Below are 17,957 nucleotides of genomic sequence, written 5' to 3' on the forward strand. Positions count from 1 at the left end.
TCATGAAAAAAGCAATTGTTACTGGGATTACGGGGCAGGATGGTGCATATCTGGCGGAGCTTTTGTTGCTAAAAGGATATGCCGTTTATGGTACTTATCGACGCACGAGCTCGGTCAATTTTTGGCGAATCGAAGAATTGGGGATTGAAAGTAACCCTCATCTTCACTTGCTTGAATACGATCTTACAGATTTGGGTTCGAGTATTTCATTGCTGCAAAAGGTTCAGCCCGACGAAATTTACAATCTGGCTGCTCAGAGTTTTGTGGGGGTGTCGTTTGAACAGCCAACTGCCACGGCTCAAATTACCGGCCTCGGTGCTCTCAATTTATTGGAAGCTATTCGTTTGGTTAATCCGGATATACGCTTTTACCAAGCAAGTACGTCTGAAATGTTTGGTAAAGTCCAGGCCGTGCCTCAAGTGGAAAGCACACCCTTTTATCCGCGCAGTCCATATGGTGTTGCAAAGCTTTATGCGCATTGGATGACTGTAAATTACAGGGAGAGCTATAGCATATTTGGCAGTAGCGGTATCTTGTTTAATCATGAGAGCCCATTGCGCGGTCGTGAGTTTGTAACTCGAAAGATTACCGACGGCGTGGCCAGAATCAAGCTAGGGAAACTCGATGTTCTGGAGTTGGGCAATCTGGACGCCAAGCGGGATTGGGGTTTTGCCAAAGAGTATGTAGAGGGTATGTGGCGCATGCTGCAGGCGAATGAACCCGATACATTCGTATTGGCTACCAACCGCACGGAAACTGTGCGTGATTTCGTGCGCATGGCATTCAAGGGGGCCGGTATTGAAGTGGACTTCATCGGCTCGGCTGATCACGAAATGGCTGTCGATGCTGGGACAGGCAGAACGGTCATGCGCGTAAATCCAAAGTTCTATCGTCCGGCAGAGGTGGAGTTGCTCATCGGCGATCCTGCCAAGGCGAGAGCCAAACTGGGGTGGGAGCCGCAGACAACGCTGGAGCAGTTGTGCCAGATGATGGTAGAGGCTGACTTGAGGCGTAATCAGGCTGGTTTCTCGTTCTGAAGGCAAGGGCTTGGATGCCATGACCCAACCGAGAGCGCTGATCACCGGCATGAAGGGATTTACTGGCCGCTATGTGGCTGCAGAGTTGCAGGCGCATGGATGGGACGTCTGGGGTGTCGGAACGCAACCCGATGCGGCCGACCCTCGCTATCGTTGTGCAAATTTACTGGACGCATCTGCATTGCAGCTGGTGGTGGAAGACGTGCAGCCCGATGTGGTGGTTCATTTGGCGGCGATAGCGTTTGTGGGCCATGGAGATGCAGATGCGTTTTATCGTGTGAATCTGTTAGGCACGCGCAACTTGCTGGCGGTGCTTGCAGACGCTCGGCGCAAGCCACAGTGTGTGCTGTTAGCCAGCAGCGCCAATGTGTATGGCAACTCTATAGAAGGTGTGTTGACTGAGGCCGCGCCCCTCAATCCGGCAAACGACTATGCAGTGAGCAAACTTGCCATGGAATTCATGGCGCGGCTGTGGATGGACCAGTTGCCCATTGTGATTGCCAGGCCCTTCAATTACACCGGTGTGGGGCAGTCTGAGGACTTTCTGCTGCCTAAAATGGCGGCGCATTTCCGCAGGCGCGCGGATACCATTCAATTGGGAAATCTGGATGTTTGGCGAGACTTTTCAGATGTGCGCGCTGTTGCACAGGCCTATCGCCGGTTGTTGCAGATATGCCCTGCTGGGGCCACAGTCAATGTGTGCTCTGGTCGCATGCATTCGCTGCGAGAAGTCCTGCACATGATGGGGCGCATTTCCAGCCACAGCCTGGATGTTCAGGTCAATCCAGCATTTGTCCGCGGTAACGAGGTTCGCTCGCTAAGAGGGAGTGCGGACAAACTGCTTGGTCTGATTGGTGATTGGGAAGTCCCGCCGTTGGAAGAGACGTTGCGCTGGATGCTTGAAGCTTGAAGTGGCGTAGCCAAGTAGTCTCGGAAACAACTAAAGCGATGTCGTGCATAGTATTCTTTTCGCGTCTGCAAATCGCCAACGCAACGAATATATGCGCTGAATCAGCGCCTCTTCCTAGGCTGCCAAAATCCTTCGTAAATAAATTTCATCAGCCATTCGTGCCGAAGCTGACCATGACGCACGAAGTTGTATTGTATAGGTAGAAAATTTTCTTGTTGTTGGTCTTTGAGAAGAGATATAGCGCCATGAATCTTGAAGCCTGCTCTGGGCGATCAGGGGGGATTCGCAAGTTGGTACAGCTTCCCCCGGGGAACGTCGAAACCCCCGGGGTCGGTAAGCGCCAAAAAGAGAGATTTCCATTGATTCCGGTATATTGCTCAAATCGAAGGTAAACTGGATCTTCCTCGATGTAGAAAGTCTGAGCCTGCGCGGCGTGGACCCAAAGTGCACCAATGGTTGTTGCAAGAATGCAGAAGTATTTTTGGAGTTTCATATATCCTCTTGGCTCGTCTTAATTCAAAAGCAGGAGATTTATAATTGTGCCGATGTCTGGGGGGGCTTGCATTTGATAGCTGGCGGCCAACGTTAATCCGGAAAAAGGCTCATAGCCAGTGAGCATAATGTGGTAAGTGCCTGCTGCCGGTGTGGGGAGTGTACAAGTCTCAATATTACCAATGAGATATGGCCTGCAATCGTAAGACGACAGGGTTGGCACTTGGCCCAGTTTGACGTAGAGATCTGAATCTCCCGTGCCGCCGCTGATCTGAATCACGAGATTGATGGCTCCGGCAGGAACCGCCACGGAAAAGTACTGCGTAGAGCCAGCACTGCCAGATAAATTGCTTTGTAGCAGAGGTGTCGATGTGCTGCCACCGGAACTCAGATTGAACTGGGCATTGACGGTCGTGTTTGCGTTGACCGTGAATGAGCACGAACCCGTGCCGGTGCAAGTATCCCCACTCCATCCCGTGAACGTGCTGCCGTTGGCGGGCGTGGCTGTGAGGGTGACGATCGAGCCAGGGGGCAGCGATTCAGTGCATGTGTTGCCGCAATTGAGGGCGCCTCCGGATCTCACCACAGTGCCGCTGCCGGTTCCTACCTTGGCAATGGAGAGAACCCCTTGTGGTGTGGGTACAAAACTGGCCATGACGTTCTTTGCCACATTCATCGTCATGGAGCATGGCCCGTTCCCCGTGCAGTCACCGCTCCATCCCGAGAAGGTGTAGCCCGTTCCCGCTGTAGCTGACAGCATGACAGTAGTCCCTGCCGCGTAACTTTCATTGCAGTCAATTCCGCAGTTAATGCCCGCGGGAGAACTGGTTACGGTGCCGGTGCCGGAAATCCCCACCGCCAAGGGAAAAGTGCCAGATGTATCAAGCGGTAGCTTTGATTGGGCTTGGCTTGACATGACGGCAGGCACGCGATCTGGATTCACACCGTATGGATGACTGGTTCCAAATGTCCAGGCGATATTGCCCATCGAGCCATTCAAAAGATGGCAATAGCTCATGATGGTGCCGTTGCGTTGGCCAGCCCCTCCCCCTGAAATTGATGAGATACCTGGCAGATACCCAAGGCGTCCAGCCCCTCCGAGTGAGATACCACATTGCCCGGTGGCGTCCCCCGAGAAGCAGCAGTCAATGGCGCCCCCGTTGTTTGGTGATGGCGCAATGAATGGATTGTCATAGTCATGCGTGTGTGAGCTTCCAAAGGCGTGCCCAATTTCGTGGGCAACCACTACAGAATCCCAGATGACTTGGGGGTTTGAGGGAGTGAAGTTGCCCGAAAGTCCTGCGCTAACCCCATAGGCAATAGTTGGACTGGCCAAACTGCCCACATAGGCTATGCCACCGCCTATGTTTTTGCCGCTCATGAGGTGCACATGGTGTCTGGAAACCGATGCGTTTGCGCCCGAGTTCCAAAAAGCTTGAAGTTCATCGAGCATCTCACCTGTTGTCGTTTTGCTCCACGGGTCTGCTGAGGTTGTACGGATGAGTATCTGTTTGAGGTTGAAGCGCGTGGCAACTTCCGTTTGGTACCTGCTGCTAATGTAGGTGAGAAGGTTTGTGATGTACGTGAAGGTTGCGGCTTCAGATCCAAGCTTTTGATAGAGCTCGTAGTCGCTGTCAATGATGATGTCGGCGCGGCGCGGGCTATCCGCTTTTTCTGCAAGAATTTGAGAAGAGGTTGCCTTGCTCGCTTTTAAAATCTCATCTAAGCGAATATTGCGTTGAATCGGCTCACTTTGAAGAAAAGTGGGTGTTACACCACAAGAAAATTCTCGATTGACAAAATCCTTGTGATGATCAACCAGCCGCGATGCGACTTTTCCTCCGCTACTGCCGTGCGCGGGGAGTAGTTCATTCACTATGACCTCATTATCTCGGTGAATGATGGCTCGGATTTCGCCATCTGGGGTTATTGTTGCAAAAGCATAACTTTCGGGCTTTCCCTCTAGGCCGCCAATGAAATGGGCGCTACCGGCAAATGGAAATGCGCGCGCCCCTTTTTCATCTACCACCACATACTGGGTATCGCTGCCAACCACCTCGGAGCGGTGAAGCTCAAGATGAACTACTGAAGGATGCTTGTCATCAACTATCAGATTTTCGATGCGCAATGCCTCACCAGGTTTTGTGTTGAGTGCCGCAGTTGTCGTACTGGCAAGGGGCGGCTGCCCGGGGACGAGTTGCAATACTTTTTGTGCGCGGACCGTTCCCGGAAAAGCGATGGCCGTAAAAATCGATAGAATAATTATCGATTTCCATATTAATTCGCTTGGTTTTTTTATATTTTTCATTTCATTTGTACTACATCGCTGGGAAAATACAAATTGGCATTGAATATGGGTGGTCTTCGGGTTGATCGCCGGGAGAAACGCACAACTTTGGATGATCTAGGGCGCCTTCCGCTGGCCAATGTCCCATCGAGCCAAGCAAAGCAATGTTGTTGCAACCATGTATTTGGCCACGCTGATCCACGAGTTGAATATGCGTGATGTCCCCACTGCACGCAAATTCATGGACACGGGAACTTCCGAGATCGTAAGACCGGCCCTGCGTACCAATAGCAGGGCCCCGAGGTCTTGGTAGTCCAGCAACGTGGCTTCGCGGGATGCGAGAACCCTCATCGCATGATGGTTGTACAGTCTGAAACCGGAAGTCAAGTCCCGCAAATCAAAACCTGCCAGTTGGCGAAACCATTGCCATGCAAGATGGCGCAAGCGGCTGGCCCGTTCTGGAAAGGCGCCAACGACCAAGTCTGACTGGTTTCTTGCCTGAAGCAGCACGGGGAGTTCATCCACCTCGTGCTGTCCGTCCGCGTCCATGGTGATGACGCCCCGATAGCCTTGCTGCAGGGCATAGCAGATGCCGGCTTGCATGCCGCCCCACGCCCCCATGGGCAGGGCTGGGTTCAACACATGTGCACCTGCGGCGGATGCAATGGCGCCTGTATCGTCGGTACTTTGATCATTGATGACAACGATGTTGTGCCAACCCTCTGCCTTCAGACGCAACAGCAATGCACCTATTGTTGCCGCCTCGTTCCGAGCAGGAATGACGATAAGAATGTCTTTGGGGGGACGGCGGAAATGATCGGCTTCCGGAGCCGCCAGTACGTACTGATCGGCAACAGCCTGCGCGCAAGCATCAATCGAAAAGTATGTTTGCAAGGCTGCTTTCCCTGTTTCACCTTTCAGGGCGCGAAGTGCGGGATCGTTCTGCATCTGCCGAATGGTGGCCTCCCAGTCGGCTACATCTTCAGGACGCGCCTCGAGTCCCGCGCCGGCGGTGGCTACCACCCATGGCATTCCGGAGCCTGGCAGCGCCGACACGATACACGGTCGTGCATAGTGCATCGCCTCAAGCAACACCATGCCAAAGGCTTCGGTACGTTCATGCGAGGCCAGGCAAAACACATCGCAGTCCTGCAGGAGAGCATTCTTCTCTTCGTCGCACACATTGCCCAACAAGCGCACATTCGCTGGCTTGTCAGTGGGCGCAAGCGCGCCAATCAGCGCCTGTAGCTCGCTGCGAAGTTCTCCATCCCCAACGATCAGCAACTCCACGTTCTCCATGCGGGCTGCCGCTTTGATCAGCGTTTTAAAGCCTTTGTAGTACGTGAGCCTTCCAATGGACAGCAAACGAAGCCTATTGGCCTTCCATTGGGAGGGCGTGGGCACCTCGAACGTCAAATTCTCGGTATCCAGGCCCAGGGGAATGACGGAGCATTTGTGGCGCCAAGATTGCAGAGGTTCGCTCGATTCGAGATAAGGTTGCGAAGTAGCGATGACGCGCTTGGCGTGGTCCAGCACAGCCTGCTCGAATGGGCGATATAGCCGGTAGGCAAGTCCTATCGCGCTCTGCATGCGCGAGACCACCACGTCTGAATGCCAGTGCACGACCCACGGTATTCCTCGCGCCGTCCCCAAAGTGAGAACCCAAAGTGCCGAATTGTTTGGCATGTGTAAATGCAGGACATCGGGCTTGTGCTTGGCAATGGACCTTGCCAAGGCCGAACGAAACCCGATTGCTATCGGCGCATAGACAAGTTGTAACTGCACAGGTACCCGTGTAATCCACGGCGGATCGTTTGGCTCGGGAGTTCCGTGCACCAGCGCGGCTGCATCAATTCCTGCGGCGCGCTGTGCCTTGATGAGGTCGGCCAGGAAAACTTCCATGCCCCCCCGATGGGGTGGATAAAACTTGCCGATGTGCAGGACACGCAGAGCCACAACGTGTCACGCCTTATTTTTTCTTGGGGGTCGCGAATACTTCCCGCATCTGAGGATATTGCGGATGCTTCGGGTCCAATTTGATGGCTTGGTCCAAGTCGTCCAAGCTTTCCTTTTGATGACCCGCACGGTGGTGTGCTACGGCACGTCCGTAGTATGCGGCCGCGCTGGGGTTGCTTGCAATGAGTTGATTGAACACTTCAATAGCGGCTCCGGTTTCGCCTTTTCCTACCTGCGCCATTCCCAATCCAAGCAGAAGTCGAGGGTCATTGGGCGCGGCTTGAAGTAGAACATGGAAGCCTTTGATAGCTTCATCATAAAGCTCCGCTGCCATGGCGGTCTCGATCTGGCGCACGCGCACCGTGGGCAGGATGCTTGCCTGTTCAGGGTCCTTCTCTGCCATGTCCAGCGCCGTACTGAAGCTCTCAAATGCAGGCGCCAGCTGTCCAAGCGCCGCTTGGGATTCGCCACGATGGTAGTACAGGGATACTTCTGCATACCCCTGGGCTTCGGCGGTGGCGAAAGCACGGAGCGCTTCTGTATGGTTCTTCTTGAGTTGGAGGATCACGCCCGTATTGAACAGCGTGCTATTCCCCAGCTCTCCCTGGTCGCCAAGGGCTTTTGCAACAGACAGATTTCTTTCCGCTGGATCGACCATCTTTTTGCCAAGGTAATACGCTCCCAGATTCAGAAAGGGGCGGCTGCGGCCCACTGCGCTGGGGGGCGCCTTGAGGTTGATTTTCTCCGCGGCATCCGTCCAGGCAGTCACCTCGTCACGCAACGACAGATTGCGCTCCAGCGCCAGTGCAGCAAACAACAAACCGAGTACGGCGCCGAGTGCATAGATGGTACGGGGCCTGAAGCCCGTGAGTGCTATCGCCAGCAATCCAGCAAGCGCCACACCCCAAAGATAGCTGCGATACAGCACAAGTGGATCCTGTACCCAGACGGTGGCGAACTCCGTGGCAAACCACAACAGTGGAAAAAGGAGGAGTAGCGCCGCAAGGCTCAGTGCGCCCGTGCGCCGCAGCAGCAACCAGGCGGAGCCGCAGAGCAGTGCCACATAGCCCAAGGCTCCCACAATATGCCAGGATGAGGCGAAGCCCAACGGAAATGCCGGGCGCAAATCGATGGACATCCATCCAACATAAGGCACCACCCACAGCAGGCCGTAGGCAAAGAAAAGTGCAGCCTGGTTGAGGATGCTCAAGGGGAACATCTGCTGCGAAATTCCAGGCCGCAGCGTCTCAAGCTGCTGGGCGAAGGCCACGGACTGCGCATCAAAGAGCTGGCCTATCAGCTCGCCGCGAAAGCGCAGGAGCGCGGCAGTAGCCAAGGCCAGCAGCAAGAGCGTGGCTCCCATCGCCATGGCGATGTTTTTGAGGCTGGGGCGGCGAACATGGACATACAGTGCCATGCACACGGCGACGGTCATGACCGCATGCTCTTTGGACAGCAAGGCCAGCAAGTAGCTGGCCAATGCCCCCACATACCAGACCATTCGCTGTGTTTCCAAAGCGCGCACAAACGCCCAGCACGCGAGCACCGAGAACAGCGTTGCCATGAGGATTGATCGCTGTACCAGGTAGCCCACCGCGTAGACGGCTACCGGATTGAGCGCAAACAAAGCGATGCCCACGCGCAATGCGGCGTCTTGGGATGATGCGAAGTGAGCCTGTTCCTCGATGTCCTGCGGGAAGCGGGTATGGGCCATCAGCGACTTGAAGAGCGCGTACATCGCAGCCACCACACCCAGGTGCAACGCCATATTGACCAGCCGCTGCTTCCACCAGCCGCTGCCCACGAGCTGGTCGACCCAGACGAAACTGCCATACGACACCATGCGCTGCTTGATCTCCAGCAGGTTGCCGTACCTGCCGAAGATGGAACCATCCGTGAGCCGCATGTCATCAAACAGCAATTCGTTGTGGAGTCCAGGCACGTAGACGCCCAGCACGGCCAACAACAAAATCAGAGCGTAAAGATAGGGTGCTTTGCCGTGTGCAGCCATGAGGGCGGGTGGGGGGGATGTGGGCTGCGCGCCTGCAAGAAAACGGTACAGCGAAGGCAGTGTAGCAGACCAAAAATACGCGGCGAACCGTGAAAAAGCCCACAAGACAACTGCCTGCGGCGTTGCATATGCAGCACATACATTCGCTTTCTGTGGTGTTGATTTGTTACATGAGCGCCTCGCCCGCGGACCACGGCACCCGTCATTCCCGGGCACTGTGGGCCAGCATCAATTCCAGGTTCTGAACCGCGGCCCCTGAAGCCCCTTTGCCCAGGTTGTCGAACACCGCGGTCAGAAGCACCTGTCCATGGCGGTCGTTGGCGAAGACCCCCAACTGCAGCTGGTTGGTGCCGTTGAGGGCCTGCGGGTCCAGATGCTCGGCCGCCTCGGCCTGGGCAAGGTCCATGACGTCGACATGCGCCGCGCCAGCGAAGTGGCGCGCGAGGCAGGCGTGCAAGTGCCTGCCCGTCGTGCCCGCAGGCAGCTGCCGCAGCAAGAGCGGAATGGTGAGCGCAATGCCCTGGCGAAAAGAGCCATAGGCGGGCAGGAAGAACGGGCGCTCAGACAGGCCTGCATGCAGGGCGATCTCGGGCGTGTGCTTGTGTTCCAGCTGCAGGCCGTAGATCTGGAAGGCCGGCGCGTTGGCGGTGTGGGCGCCTTCATGCTCCTCCACGCGCGCCCGGCCGCCACCTGAATAGCCAGAGACTGCGTGGATGGTGATGGGGTGGTCCGCAGGCAGCAGGCCCGCCTGTACCAGAGGCCGCAGCAGGGCGACGGCACCGGTGGGATAGCAGCCGGGATTGCTCACGCGCCGGGCGCGGGCGATTCGCGCGGCCTGCTCTTTGTCCATTTCGGGAAATCCGTAGACCCAGCCGGGGGCGGTGCGGTGCGCGGAACTCGCATCGATCACGCGGACCGAGGGATTGACGACGGCGGCGGCCGCTTCCCGCGCCGGGGCATCCGGCAGGCAGAGGATCGCGACGTCGCAGCTGTTGATGGCCTCGGTCCGCCGGGCCGCGTCCTTGCGCTCGCCCTCGGGCAGCGTCAGCAGGCGCAGGTCTGTGCGATGGCGCAGACGGTCGTGGATCTGCAGCCCGGTGGTGCCCTGGTCGCCATCGATGAAAACAAGGGGAGCGCTCATGGGGTGTTCCTGGTGTGTGAATGTGGGTACGGAATCTTCAACGGAGGCATAGAATTTGAAAAGTTGAATTTCACAAACATCAGCATCAGTTTTACTGAACGTCATGCGCGAACTCAATCTGGACCGCCTGCGCACGCTGGTCACCATCGCCGACCTCGGCTCGTTCGCCGAGGCCGCCCGCGTGTTGCACCTTGCCGCGCCCACGGTCAGCCTGCATGTCGCCGACCTGGAGGCGCAGATAGGCGCGCCCCTGCTCGTGCGCAAGCGTGGCGAAGTGAAACCCTCCGGCGTGGGCGAATCCCTGGTCGAGAGGGCGCGCCGCCTGCTGGAGGATGCCGAGGAGGCGCTGGACGTCGTGCAGCGGCAGGTCCAGGGCCTGTCGGGCCGCGTGCGGCTGGGTGCCTCCACCGGTGTCATTGCGCACCTGCTGCCCCGGGCGCTGGAGGTGGTCGGGCAGCATCACCCCGGCATTGACGTGCAGGTGGCGGTGCTCACTTCGCAGGAGACCATGGCGCGCCTGGCCAACGGCTCGCTGGATGTGGGCCTTGTCGCGCTCCCGCAGGGCGCCGTGCAAGGTGTCAAGGTGCTGCCGTGGCGGCGTGACCCGGTGATGGCGTTTGTTCCGGCCGCATGGCCCGCACCCCGGCGTGCGACGCCGCAGTGGCTGGCGAGCCAGCCGCTGATCCTCAACGACGTGGGTACCAGCCTGTCGCGCCTGGCCAGCGAGTGGCTCGCCCTGGCGGGCAGGCATCCCAAGGCGCGCATCCAGCTCAACTACAACGATGCCATCAAGAGCCTGGTGGCGGCGGGTTATGGGGCCACCCTGTTACCGCACGAGGCGTCCGCGGCCGTGCCACTGGACCCGCGCATCCGCATGCTGGCGCTGCGCCCCGCACTGTGGCGGCCACTGGGCATCGCGCACCGGGCGGGGGCGGTGGAGCGGGCGACCCAGCATGTGCTGGACGTGCTGTGGCAGCAGCGGCAGGCGTGAAGGCGCAACGAAGGCGTGTGGGCGGCCTGGGGAGCATTGGCGTCGCGGCGCGCCGACAAGAACCCCTACCGAGAAGATCCGCCGGTAGCGCCCGCCTCTGCATGGCCTCGTGCTACGGATTGAGTAGCGGTTTGGGGGCCCTGGCGGCGGTCTTCACGGTGCACGCCTTCGGGGCCCTGGCGGCGTCAGGCCACGGCATCCGGCGCAAGCGCGCTCAGCACCATGCGCACGATCAACGCTTCGGCGTTTTCATAGTCGCGTTCGGTCAGTGACGGCTTGCCCAGCAACAAGGCGAATTGCGCCTCCTGTTCCGCATAGGCCTGCGTCACGGACCAGATGATGAACATCAGATGGGTGAAGTTCACCTTGGCGATGCGGCCTTCGCGCGCCCAGCGCTCGAAAGTGCGCACCTCGGTCTTGAGCAGCGGGCCGACGCGCTCGCGGATGGCCTTGCCATAGCGTGGTGCACCGGCAATCACCTCTTTGGTGAATACCTTGGCTCCCTGGGGGTGCACGCGCGAGTATTGAAGCTTGGCACGGATGTAGCGGCGCAGGGCCTGCTGGGGATCTTCGCTGTGCGAAAGGTCCTCCATGCCGGCCAGCCACTGGGTGAGCACGTCGTCCAGCACACGCTGGTACAGCGCTTCCTTGCTCGGAAAGTAGTACAGCAGGTTGTGGCGGCTGATGCCGATGGCGGCCGCTATGTTCTCCAGCGAGGCGCCTTCGAAGCCGAATTGCGCGAAGTGGTTCTCGGCCTCCGCCAGGATGCCCTGCTCCTTGAGCAGGCGGGATGCCGTGGGCGCGCGGGTGGCGGCCGTGTCGTCGAGGGCGGGGGATCTCGGTGCCTTGGCCCGCGGGGGCGCGGCGGGATCTGGAGGGGACTGGCGGGCGTCTGTCATCGCACCATTGTGGAACAAGCGAGGCCTCGAAGACTGGCAATTGGTTGGCATGGCGCTTGCTCTAGGGATTTTACCAATTGGTAAATTTTTACGGGTTGGTAAATTGACCCACATCGCAGGGCACCGCGGCAAATAAAGCGGCGGGCACCTGCACCCCACAGCGAGGACCACGATGAAACCTCCGAAGTTCGCGGGCGCAAGCACTCTGGCTTGCGCTGCGTTGGCTGGCACGCGGCATGCCCGCCACAGGTGCCACAAAGCCCCAGGGCGCGGGGCGGCCCGTGCCGCGCATGCCTGGATCTCCACCCCGAACCTTCCGGAGCAAGACTGATGGACACACCCGCAAGCCGTGCCTGCGGCATACATGCCGCGCGCCTGAACCTGGCCGACTACGCCCGCAACTTCAGCGACGCGCACCCGCCGCTCACCCGCCCGCAGGCGCTGATCGAAGCCGAACGCTGCTACTACTGCCACGACGCTCCGTGCGCCACGGCATGCCCCACGGGCATCGACATCCCGTCCTTCATCCATCGCATCGCGCAGGACAACAACCGGGGCGCGGCCCGCGCCATCCTGCAGGCCAACCCGCTGGGCGGCATGTGCGCCCGCGTGTGCCCCACCGAGGTGCTGTGCGAGCAGGCCTGCGTGCGCAACACCAACGAGGACAAGCCGGTGGAAATCGGCTCGCTGCAGCGCTACGCCACCGACGCATTCTTTGCCAGCCCGGGCGCACCGTTGTTCCAGCGCGCAGCCTCCACCGGCCGCCGCGTGGCGGTGGTGGGCGCAGGGCCGGCTGGCCTGGCATGTGCCCACGGCTTGGCCGTGCGCGGCCATGACGTGGTGCTGTTCGAGGCGCGCCCCAAGCTGGGCGGCCTGAATGAATACGGCCTGGCCAGCTACAAGACGACCCACAACTTCGCGCAGAAGGAAGTGGAGTGGCTGCTGTCCATCGGCGGTATCGAGGTGCGCACGGGCCAGCAGCTGGGCCGTGACATCACGCTCGACAGCCTGCTGGGCGCCTACGATGCGGTGTTCCTGGGCCTGGGCCTGCAGGGCGTGAACGCGCTGGGCGTGGCTGAGCCCACGGCCACCGGCCTGCGCAATGCGGTGGACTTCATCGCCGAGCTGCGCCAGAGCACCGATCTCTCGACCCTGCCCGTGGGCCGCCGCGTGGTGGTGATCGGCGGCGGCATGACGGCAGTGGATGCCGCCGTGCAGTCGCGCAAGCTGGGCGCCGAAGAAGTGACCATCGTCTACCGTCGCGGCGCAGAGGCCATGTCGGCGTCCGCTGTGGAGCAGCAGTGGGCGCAGACGAATGGTGTGACCATCCGCCACTGGGCTGCACCGAAAGAGGTGCTGAGCGAAGGCGGTGTTGTCAAGGGCGTGCGTTTTGCCGCCACGGCGCTGAGTGGCGGCAAGTTGGTGGAAACCGGCGAGACCTTCATGCTGGAGGCCGACATGGTGCTCAAGGCCATCGGCCAGACCTTTGTGGCCGAGCCGGTGGGTGCCTCCATCGCGCTGGAAGCCGGGCGCATTGTGACGGACCTGGAGGGCCGCACCAGCCTGGCGCGTGTCTGGGCCGGGGGCGACTGCCGCGTGGGCGGGCGCGACCTGACCGTCGAGGCCGTGGAGCACGGCAAGGTGGCGGCCCTGTCCATCCATGAAGCGCTGGGCGTGCCCGTGGCGCTCGTGGCCTGACGCGTTCACCGCAACTCACTGCATTTCACGGGAGCACCCCATGGCAGACATTCGCAGCAATTTTCTGGGCATCCAAAGCCCCAACCCCTTCTGGCTGGCCTCCGCACCGCCCACCGACAAAGAGATCAACGTCACCCGCGCCTTCGAGGCGGGCTGGGGCGGCGTGGTCTGGAAGACGCTGGGCGAAGACCCGGCCGTGGTCAACGTCAACGGCCCGCGCTACTCCACGCTGATGTCGCAAGACCGCCGCGTGATCGGCCTGAACAACATCGAGCTCATCACCGACCGGCCGCTGCACACCAACCTGGAAGAGATCAAGCGCGTCAAACGCAACTGGCCCGACCGCGCCATGATCGTCTCGCTCATGGTGCCTTGCGAGGAGCAGAGCTGGAAGAGCATTTTGCCGCTCGTCGAGGACACCGGCGCCGACGGCATCGAGCTCAACTTCGGCTGCCCGCACGGCATGAGCGAGCGCGGCATGGGCGCCGCCGTGGGCCAGGTGCCCGAGTACATCCAGATGGTCACGGCCTGGTGCAAGCACTACAGCCGCCTGCCCGTCATCGTGAAGCTCACCCCCAACATCACCGACGTGCGGCACCCGGCGCGCGCCGCCAAGGCGGGCGGGGCGGACGCGGTGTCGCTCATCAACACCATCAACTCCGTGATGGGCGTGGACCTGGACCGCATGGTGATGAGCCCCAGCACCGACGGCTGGGGCTCGCACGGGGGCTATTGCGGCCCGGCCGTCAAGCCCATCGCTCTGAACATGGTGGCAGAGATCGCGCGCGACGCGCAGACCGCCGGCCTGCCCATCAGCGGCATCGGCGGCATCACCACCTGGCGCGACGCGGCCGAATACATCGCCCTGGGCTGCGGCACGGTGCAGGTGTGCACGGCGGCCATGGTCTACGGTTTCAAGATCGTGCAGGACATGTGCGATGGGCTGTCGAACTTCATGGATGAGCACGGCTACGCCACGCTCGACGACTTCAAGGGCCAGGCCGTGCCCACCGTCAAGGACTGGAAGAACCTCAACCTCAACCACATCGAGAAAGCCGTCATCAACCAGGATGCCTGCATCCAGTGCGGCCGCTGCCATGTGGTGTGCGAAGACACCTCGCACCAGGCCATCACCTTCACCAAGGACGGTGGCGTGCGCAAGTTCGAGATCAACGAGGCCGAATGCGTGGGCTGCAACCTGTGCGTGTCGATCTGCCCCGTGCCTGAGTGCATCACCATGCGCGCGCTGGAGCCCGGCGAGGTGGATGTGCGCACGGGCAAGACGGTCACCGGTGAATACGCCAACTGGACGACGCACCCCAACAACCCGCAGCGCGTGCCGGCGGCGGCATGACGCTGGAGGCGCCCGATGTGGTGCGCGTTCGCAACGCGTGCTGCGCTGCATCTGGTGCGGTCCTTGCGTGATCTATAGCATCGCTCGCTTCCTTTGGCCCGCATCTGAATGCACCGGGGCGCCGGACCAGACAGCGGGTTGTGTGCAACCCCAATGAGGTCTTTGACAGGAGTACAGGCATGACGAACAGTACCGGTGGCGCTGCCCATGTGGCGGGGCTGATGCCCGGCGCAGCATCCAACACGCTCGCCAACGAAGATTTGCTCCCCACCACCGCCGCGCAGCGGCACTGGACCTGGAAGGACTTTGCCGCGCTCTGGGTGGGCATGGTGGTCTGCGTGCCCACCTACACCATGGCCAGCTCCATGCTGGACCAGGGCTTCTCCTGGCAAATGGCCGTGTGGCTGGTGTTCCTGGCCAACTGCATCGTGCTGGTGCCCATGGTGCTCATCGGGCGCGTGGGCCCCAAGTACGGCGTGCCGTTTCCGGTGCTCGCCCGCGCATCGTTCGGCGTGAAGGGCGCCAACCTGCCCGCCGTGCTGCGCGGCCTGGTGGCCTGCGGCTGGTTCTCCATCAACTGCTACTTTGGTGCGCTGGCGCTGCATGGCTTCCTGAACATCGTGGGCATGAACCTCGCGGGGCCGGCCGATGGCCAGACCATCAGCACCTCGCAGTTCATGTGTTTCCTCGCCTTCTGGGCGGTGCACATCTGGTTCATCTGGCGAGGGCCGGAATCCATCCGCAAGCTGGAGGTGATCGCCGCGCCGCTGATGATCGCCGCCTCCATCCTGCTGGTGGTGGTGCTCATGGTGCGGGTGCCCTCGGGCCAGCTCTTCAACCTGCCCGCCAAGGTGGTGGAAGGCGGGCCCAAGACCTGGGCCGCGCTCACCGGGCTGGTGGGCTTCTGGGCCACGCTGGCGCTCAACATTCCGGACTTCACGCGTTTCGCCAGATCGCAGAAGGACCAGGTCCTGGGCCAGGCCATCGGCCTGCCGATTCCCATGGCGCTGTTCTCGATGGTGGGCGTCATCGGCTTTTCCGCGTCGGCCATCCTGTACGGCAAGGCCCAGCTGTTCCCCGACGGCCTGTTGACCCAGATGGGCAGCGTGGCGGCCGGCCTGGGCCTGCTGGTGATCCTGCTGGCCAACCTGACCACCAACGTGGCCGCCAACCTGGTGTCGCCTTCCTATGATTTCAGCCAGTGCGCGCCTACCAGGATCAGCTTTCGCATGGGCGGCATCATCGCCGCGCTGATCGGGCTCGTGTTCATGCCCTGGAAGATCCTGGCCACATCAGGCGGCTACCTCTTCACCTGGCTGGGCGGCTACGGCACGCTGCTGGGCGCGATCGCGGGCATCCTGCTGGTGGACTACTACCTGGTGCGCAAGAGCGAGCTGAAGGTGGACGACCTGTACCGCCGCGGCGGCGAGTACGAATACAGCAACGGCTGGAACCTGCATGCGCTCATGGCCTTCTTCCTGGGCGTGCTGCCGTGCCTGCCGGGCTATCTGGCGGTGTCGGGCGTGGTGGACAAGGCCAGCATGCCCGCCATCTGGCTCACCCTGTTCGATTCGGGCTGGTTCTTCAGCCTGGCCGTGGCCGGCACCTACTACTACCTGACCGCGAAGAAAAAGCAATGACCTCCGGCCCTGCCTGGGCCTGGTGCCAGCGCAGGGCCTCTTTTTGATCTGCATCCCTGAAGGAGATCCCCATGACCCAAGCCCTTGTGATCCGCGGTGGAACCGTGGTCAATGCCGACCGCGAGCAGCCGGCCGATGTGCTGTGCGTGGACGGCCGCATCGTGGCCGTGGGCGAGAGCGTGGCGGCGCAGGCCCCCGCGGGCGCACAGACCCTGGACGCCAGCGGCCAGTACGTGCTGCCTGGCGGGATCGATCCGCACACGCACATGCAATTGCCGTTCATGGGCACCGTCACCATGGACGACTTCTTCACCGGCACGGCCGCGGGCCTGGCCGGGGGCACCACGAGCATCATCGACTTCGTGATTCCCGACCCGCAGGAGCCCATCCTCGACGCCTACCGCAAGTGGCGCGGCTGGGCCGAGAAGTCGGCTGCCGACTATTCCTTCCATGTCGCCATCACCTGGTGGAGCGAGCAGGTGCGCGCCGACATGGGCACCCTGGTGCAGCAGGAAGGCGTGAACAGCTTCAAGCACTTCATGGCCTACAAGAACGCCATCATGTGCGACGACGAAACCCTGGTGAACAGCTTCAAGCGCGCGCTGGAGCTGGGCGCCATGCCCACGGTGCATGCCGAAAACGGCGAGCTGGTGTACCTGCTGCAGCAGGAGGTCGCCAAGATGGGCATCACCGGCCCCGAGGGTCACCCGCTCTCGCGCCCGCCCATGGTCGAGGCCGAGGCCGCCAACCGCGCCATCGCCATTGCCGACGTGCTGGGCGTGCCCATCTACGTGGTGCATGTGAGCTGCATGGAGTCGGCCGACGCCATCGCCCGCGCCCGCGCGCGCGGCCAGCGTGTGTACGGCGAGGTGCTGGCGGGGCACCTGCTGGTGGACGACAGCGTGTACCGCGACCCGGACTTCGCCAAGGCCGCCGCCTATGTGATGAGCCCGCCCTTTCGCCCCAAGGTCCACCAGGAGGCGCTGTGGCGCGGCCTGCAGTCGGGCCAGCTGCACACCACCGCCACGGACCACTGCACCTTCTGCGCCGCGCAGAAGGCGGCAGGCAAGGACAACTTCGCCAAGATCCCCAACGGCACGGGCGGGGTGGAAGAGCGCATGGCCGCCATCTGGGATGCGGGCGTGAACACCGGGCGCCTCACGCCCTCCGAGTTCGTGGCCATCACCTCGGCCAACTGCGCCAAGCTGTTCAACATCTACCCGCGCAAGGGCTTCATCGGCGAGGGTGCCGACGCCGACCTGGTGCTGTGGGACCCTGAAGGCACCAAGACCTTCTCGGCCAAGACGCAGTTCAGCAAGGGCGACTTCAACATCTTCGAGGGCCGCACCGTGCGTGGCATCCCGAGCCACACCATCAGCCAGGGCCGCGTGGTGTTCGCCAACGGCGACCTGCGGGCCGAACAGGGCAAGGGCCGCTACATCAAGCGCCCCGCGTTCGGCGCCAACTTCCAGGCCGTGCAAAAGCGCGCGCAGGACCTGGCGCCTACCGCTGTCGCACGTTGATGGACTCGCTGACCGATT

At 61.0% G+C, this 17,957-nt stretch carries 13 protein-coding genes; 7 read left to right on the plus strand and 6 right to left on the minus strand.

Translation table 11 applies throughout. The features are described from left to right. Positions 1 to 2 precede the first annotated feature (2 nt). A complete protein-coding gene (gene gmd / locus AC07OD_RS20710; RefSeq protein ID WP_218293384.1) occupies positions 3 to 1,037 on the plus strand; it encodes a GDP-mannose 4,6-dehydratase in 1,035 nt (344 codons plus the stop codon). A gap of 19 nt (positions 1,038 to 1,056) precedes the next feature. Continuing rightward, positions 1,057 to 1,947, plus strand: a complete 891-nt coding sequence (locus AC07OD_RS20715; RefSeq protein ID WP_494597981.1) for an NAD-dependent epimerase/dehydratase family protein — start codon at positions 1,057 to 1,059, stop codon at positions 1,945 to 1,947. 148 nt (positions 1,948 to 2,095) lie between these two features. On the opposite strand, the gene AC07OD_RS20720 is transcribed toward AC07OD_RS20715, so the two are convergent. From AC07OD_RS20720 to argC, 5 genes are all read right to left on the minus strand, one after another. Further along, entirely contained in the window at positions 2,096 to 2,440 is a 345-nt protein-coding gene (locus AC07OD_RS20720) for a hypothetical protein (protein WP_218293385.1), read from the minus strand. A gap of 18 nt (positions 2,441 to 2,458) precedes the next feature. Then, complete coding sequence (locus AC07OD_RS20725; protein WP_494597929.1) at positions 2,459 to 4,747, minus strand: InlB B-repeat-containing protein; 2,289 nt, start codon at positions 4,745 to 4,747, stop codon at positions 2,459 to 2,461. Positions 4,748 to 4,843: 96 nt separating this feature from the next. After that, positions 4,844 to 6,628, minus strand: a complete 1,785-nt coding sequence (locus AC07OD_RS20730; RefSeq protein WP_494597930.1) for a glycosyltransferase — start codon at positions 6,626 to 6,628, stop codon at positions 4,844 to 4,846. A 67-nt stretch (positions 6,629 to 6,695) separates the two neighbouring features. Beyond that, on the minus strand, positions 6,696 to 8,693 hold the full coding sequence (locus AC07OD_RS20735) for a tetratricopeptide repeat protein (protein WP_494597931.1): 1,998 nt from the start codon (positions 8,691 to 8,693) through the stop codon (positions 6,696 to 6,698). A 202-nt stretch (positions 8,694 to 8,895) separates the two neighbouring features. After that, a complete protein-coding gene (gene argC, locus AC07OD_RS20740; RefSeq protein WP_494597932.1) occupies positions 8,896 to 9,834 on the minus strand; it encodes an N-acetyl-gamma-glutamyl-phosphate reductase in 939 nt (312 codons plus the stop codon). A 103-nt stretch (positions 9,835 to 9,937) separates the two neighbouring features. On the opposite strand from argC, the gene AC07OD_RS20745 reads away from it, so the two are divergent. Beyond that, entirely contained in the window at positions 9,938 to 10,825 is an 888-nt protein-coding gene (locus AC07OD_RS20745; protein ID WP_492805455.1) for a LysR family transcriptional regulator, read from the plus strand. Between the two features lie 185 nt (positions 10,826 to 11,010). On the opposite strand, the gene AC07OD_RS20750 is transcribed toward AC07OD_RS20745, so the two are convergent. After that, on the minus strand, positions 11,011 to 11,724 hold the full coding sequence (locus AC07OD_RS20750) for a TetR family transcriptional regulator C-terminal domain-containing protein (protein ID WP_218340367.1): 714 nt from the start codon (positions 11,722 to 11,724) through the stop codon (positions 11,011 to 11,013). A 330-nt stretch (positions 11,725 to 12,054) separates the two neighbouring features. Here AC07OD_RS20750 and AC07OD_RS20755 point away from each other — a divergent pair, with 330 nt between their 5' ends. The 4 genes from AC07OD_RS20755 to hydA all read left to right on the plus strand — a co-directional run bounded on the left by AC07OD_RS20755 (position 12,055) and on the right by hydA (position 17,939). Further along, entirely contained in the window at positions 12,055 to 13,422 is a 1,368-nt protein-coding gene (locus tag AC07OD_RS20755) for an NAD(P)-dependent oxidoreductase (protein WP_494597933.1), read from the plus strand. Positions 13,423 to 13,462: 40 nt separating this feature from the next. After that, the gene (gene preA, locus AC07OD_RS20760) at positions 13,463 to 14,776 is read left to right on the plus strand and encodes an NAD-dependent dihydropyrimidine dehydrogenase subunit PreA (protein WP_218340365.1); all 1,314 of its coding nucleotides are present in this window, start codon (positions 13,463 to 13,465) and stop codon (positions 14,774 to 14,776) included. A gap of 179 nt (positions 14,777 to 14,955) precedes the next feature. Continuing rightward, positions 14,956 to 16,416, plus strand: a complete 1,461-nt coding sequence (locus tag AC07OD_RS20765) for an NCS1 family nucleobase:cation symporter-1 (RefSeq protein ID WP_218293393.1) — start codon at positions 14,956 to 14,958, stop codon at positions 16,414 to 16,416. 71 nt (positions 16,417 to 16,487) lie between these two features. Further along, positions 16,488 to 17,939, plus strand: coding sequence for a dihydropyrimidinase (hydA, locus tag AC07OD_RS20770; protein WP_218340363.1), 1,452 nt, complete (start codon positions 16,488 to 16,490; stop codon positions 17,937 to 17,939). Positions 17,940 to 17,957: the final 18 nt, after the last annotated feature.

The organism is Acidovorax sp. GW821-FHT10E03 (assembly GCF_059415205.1).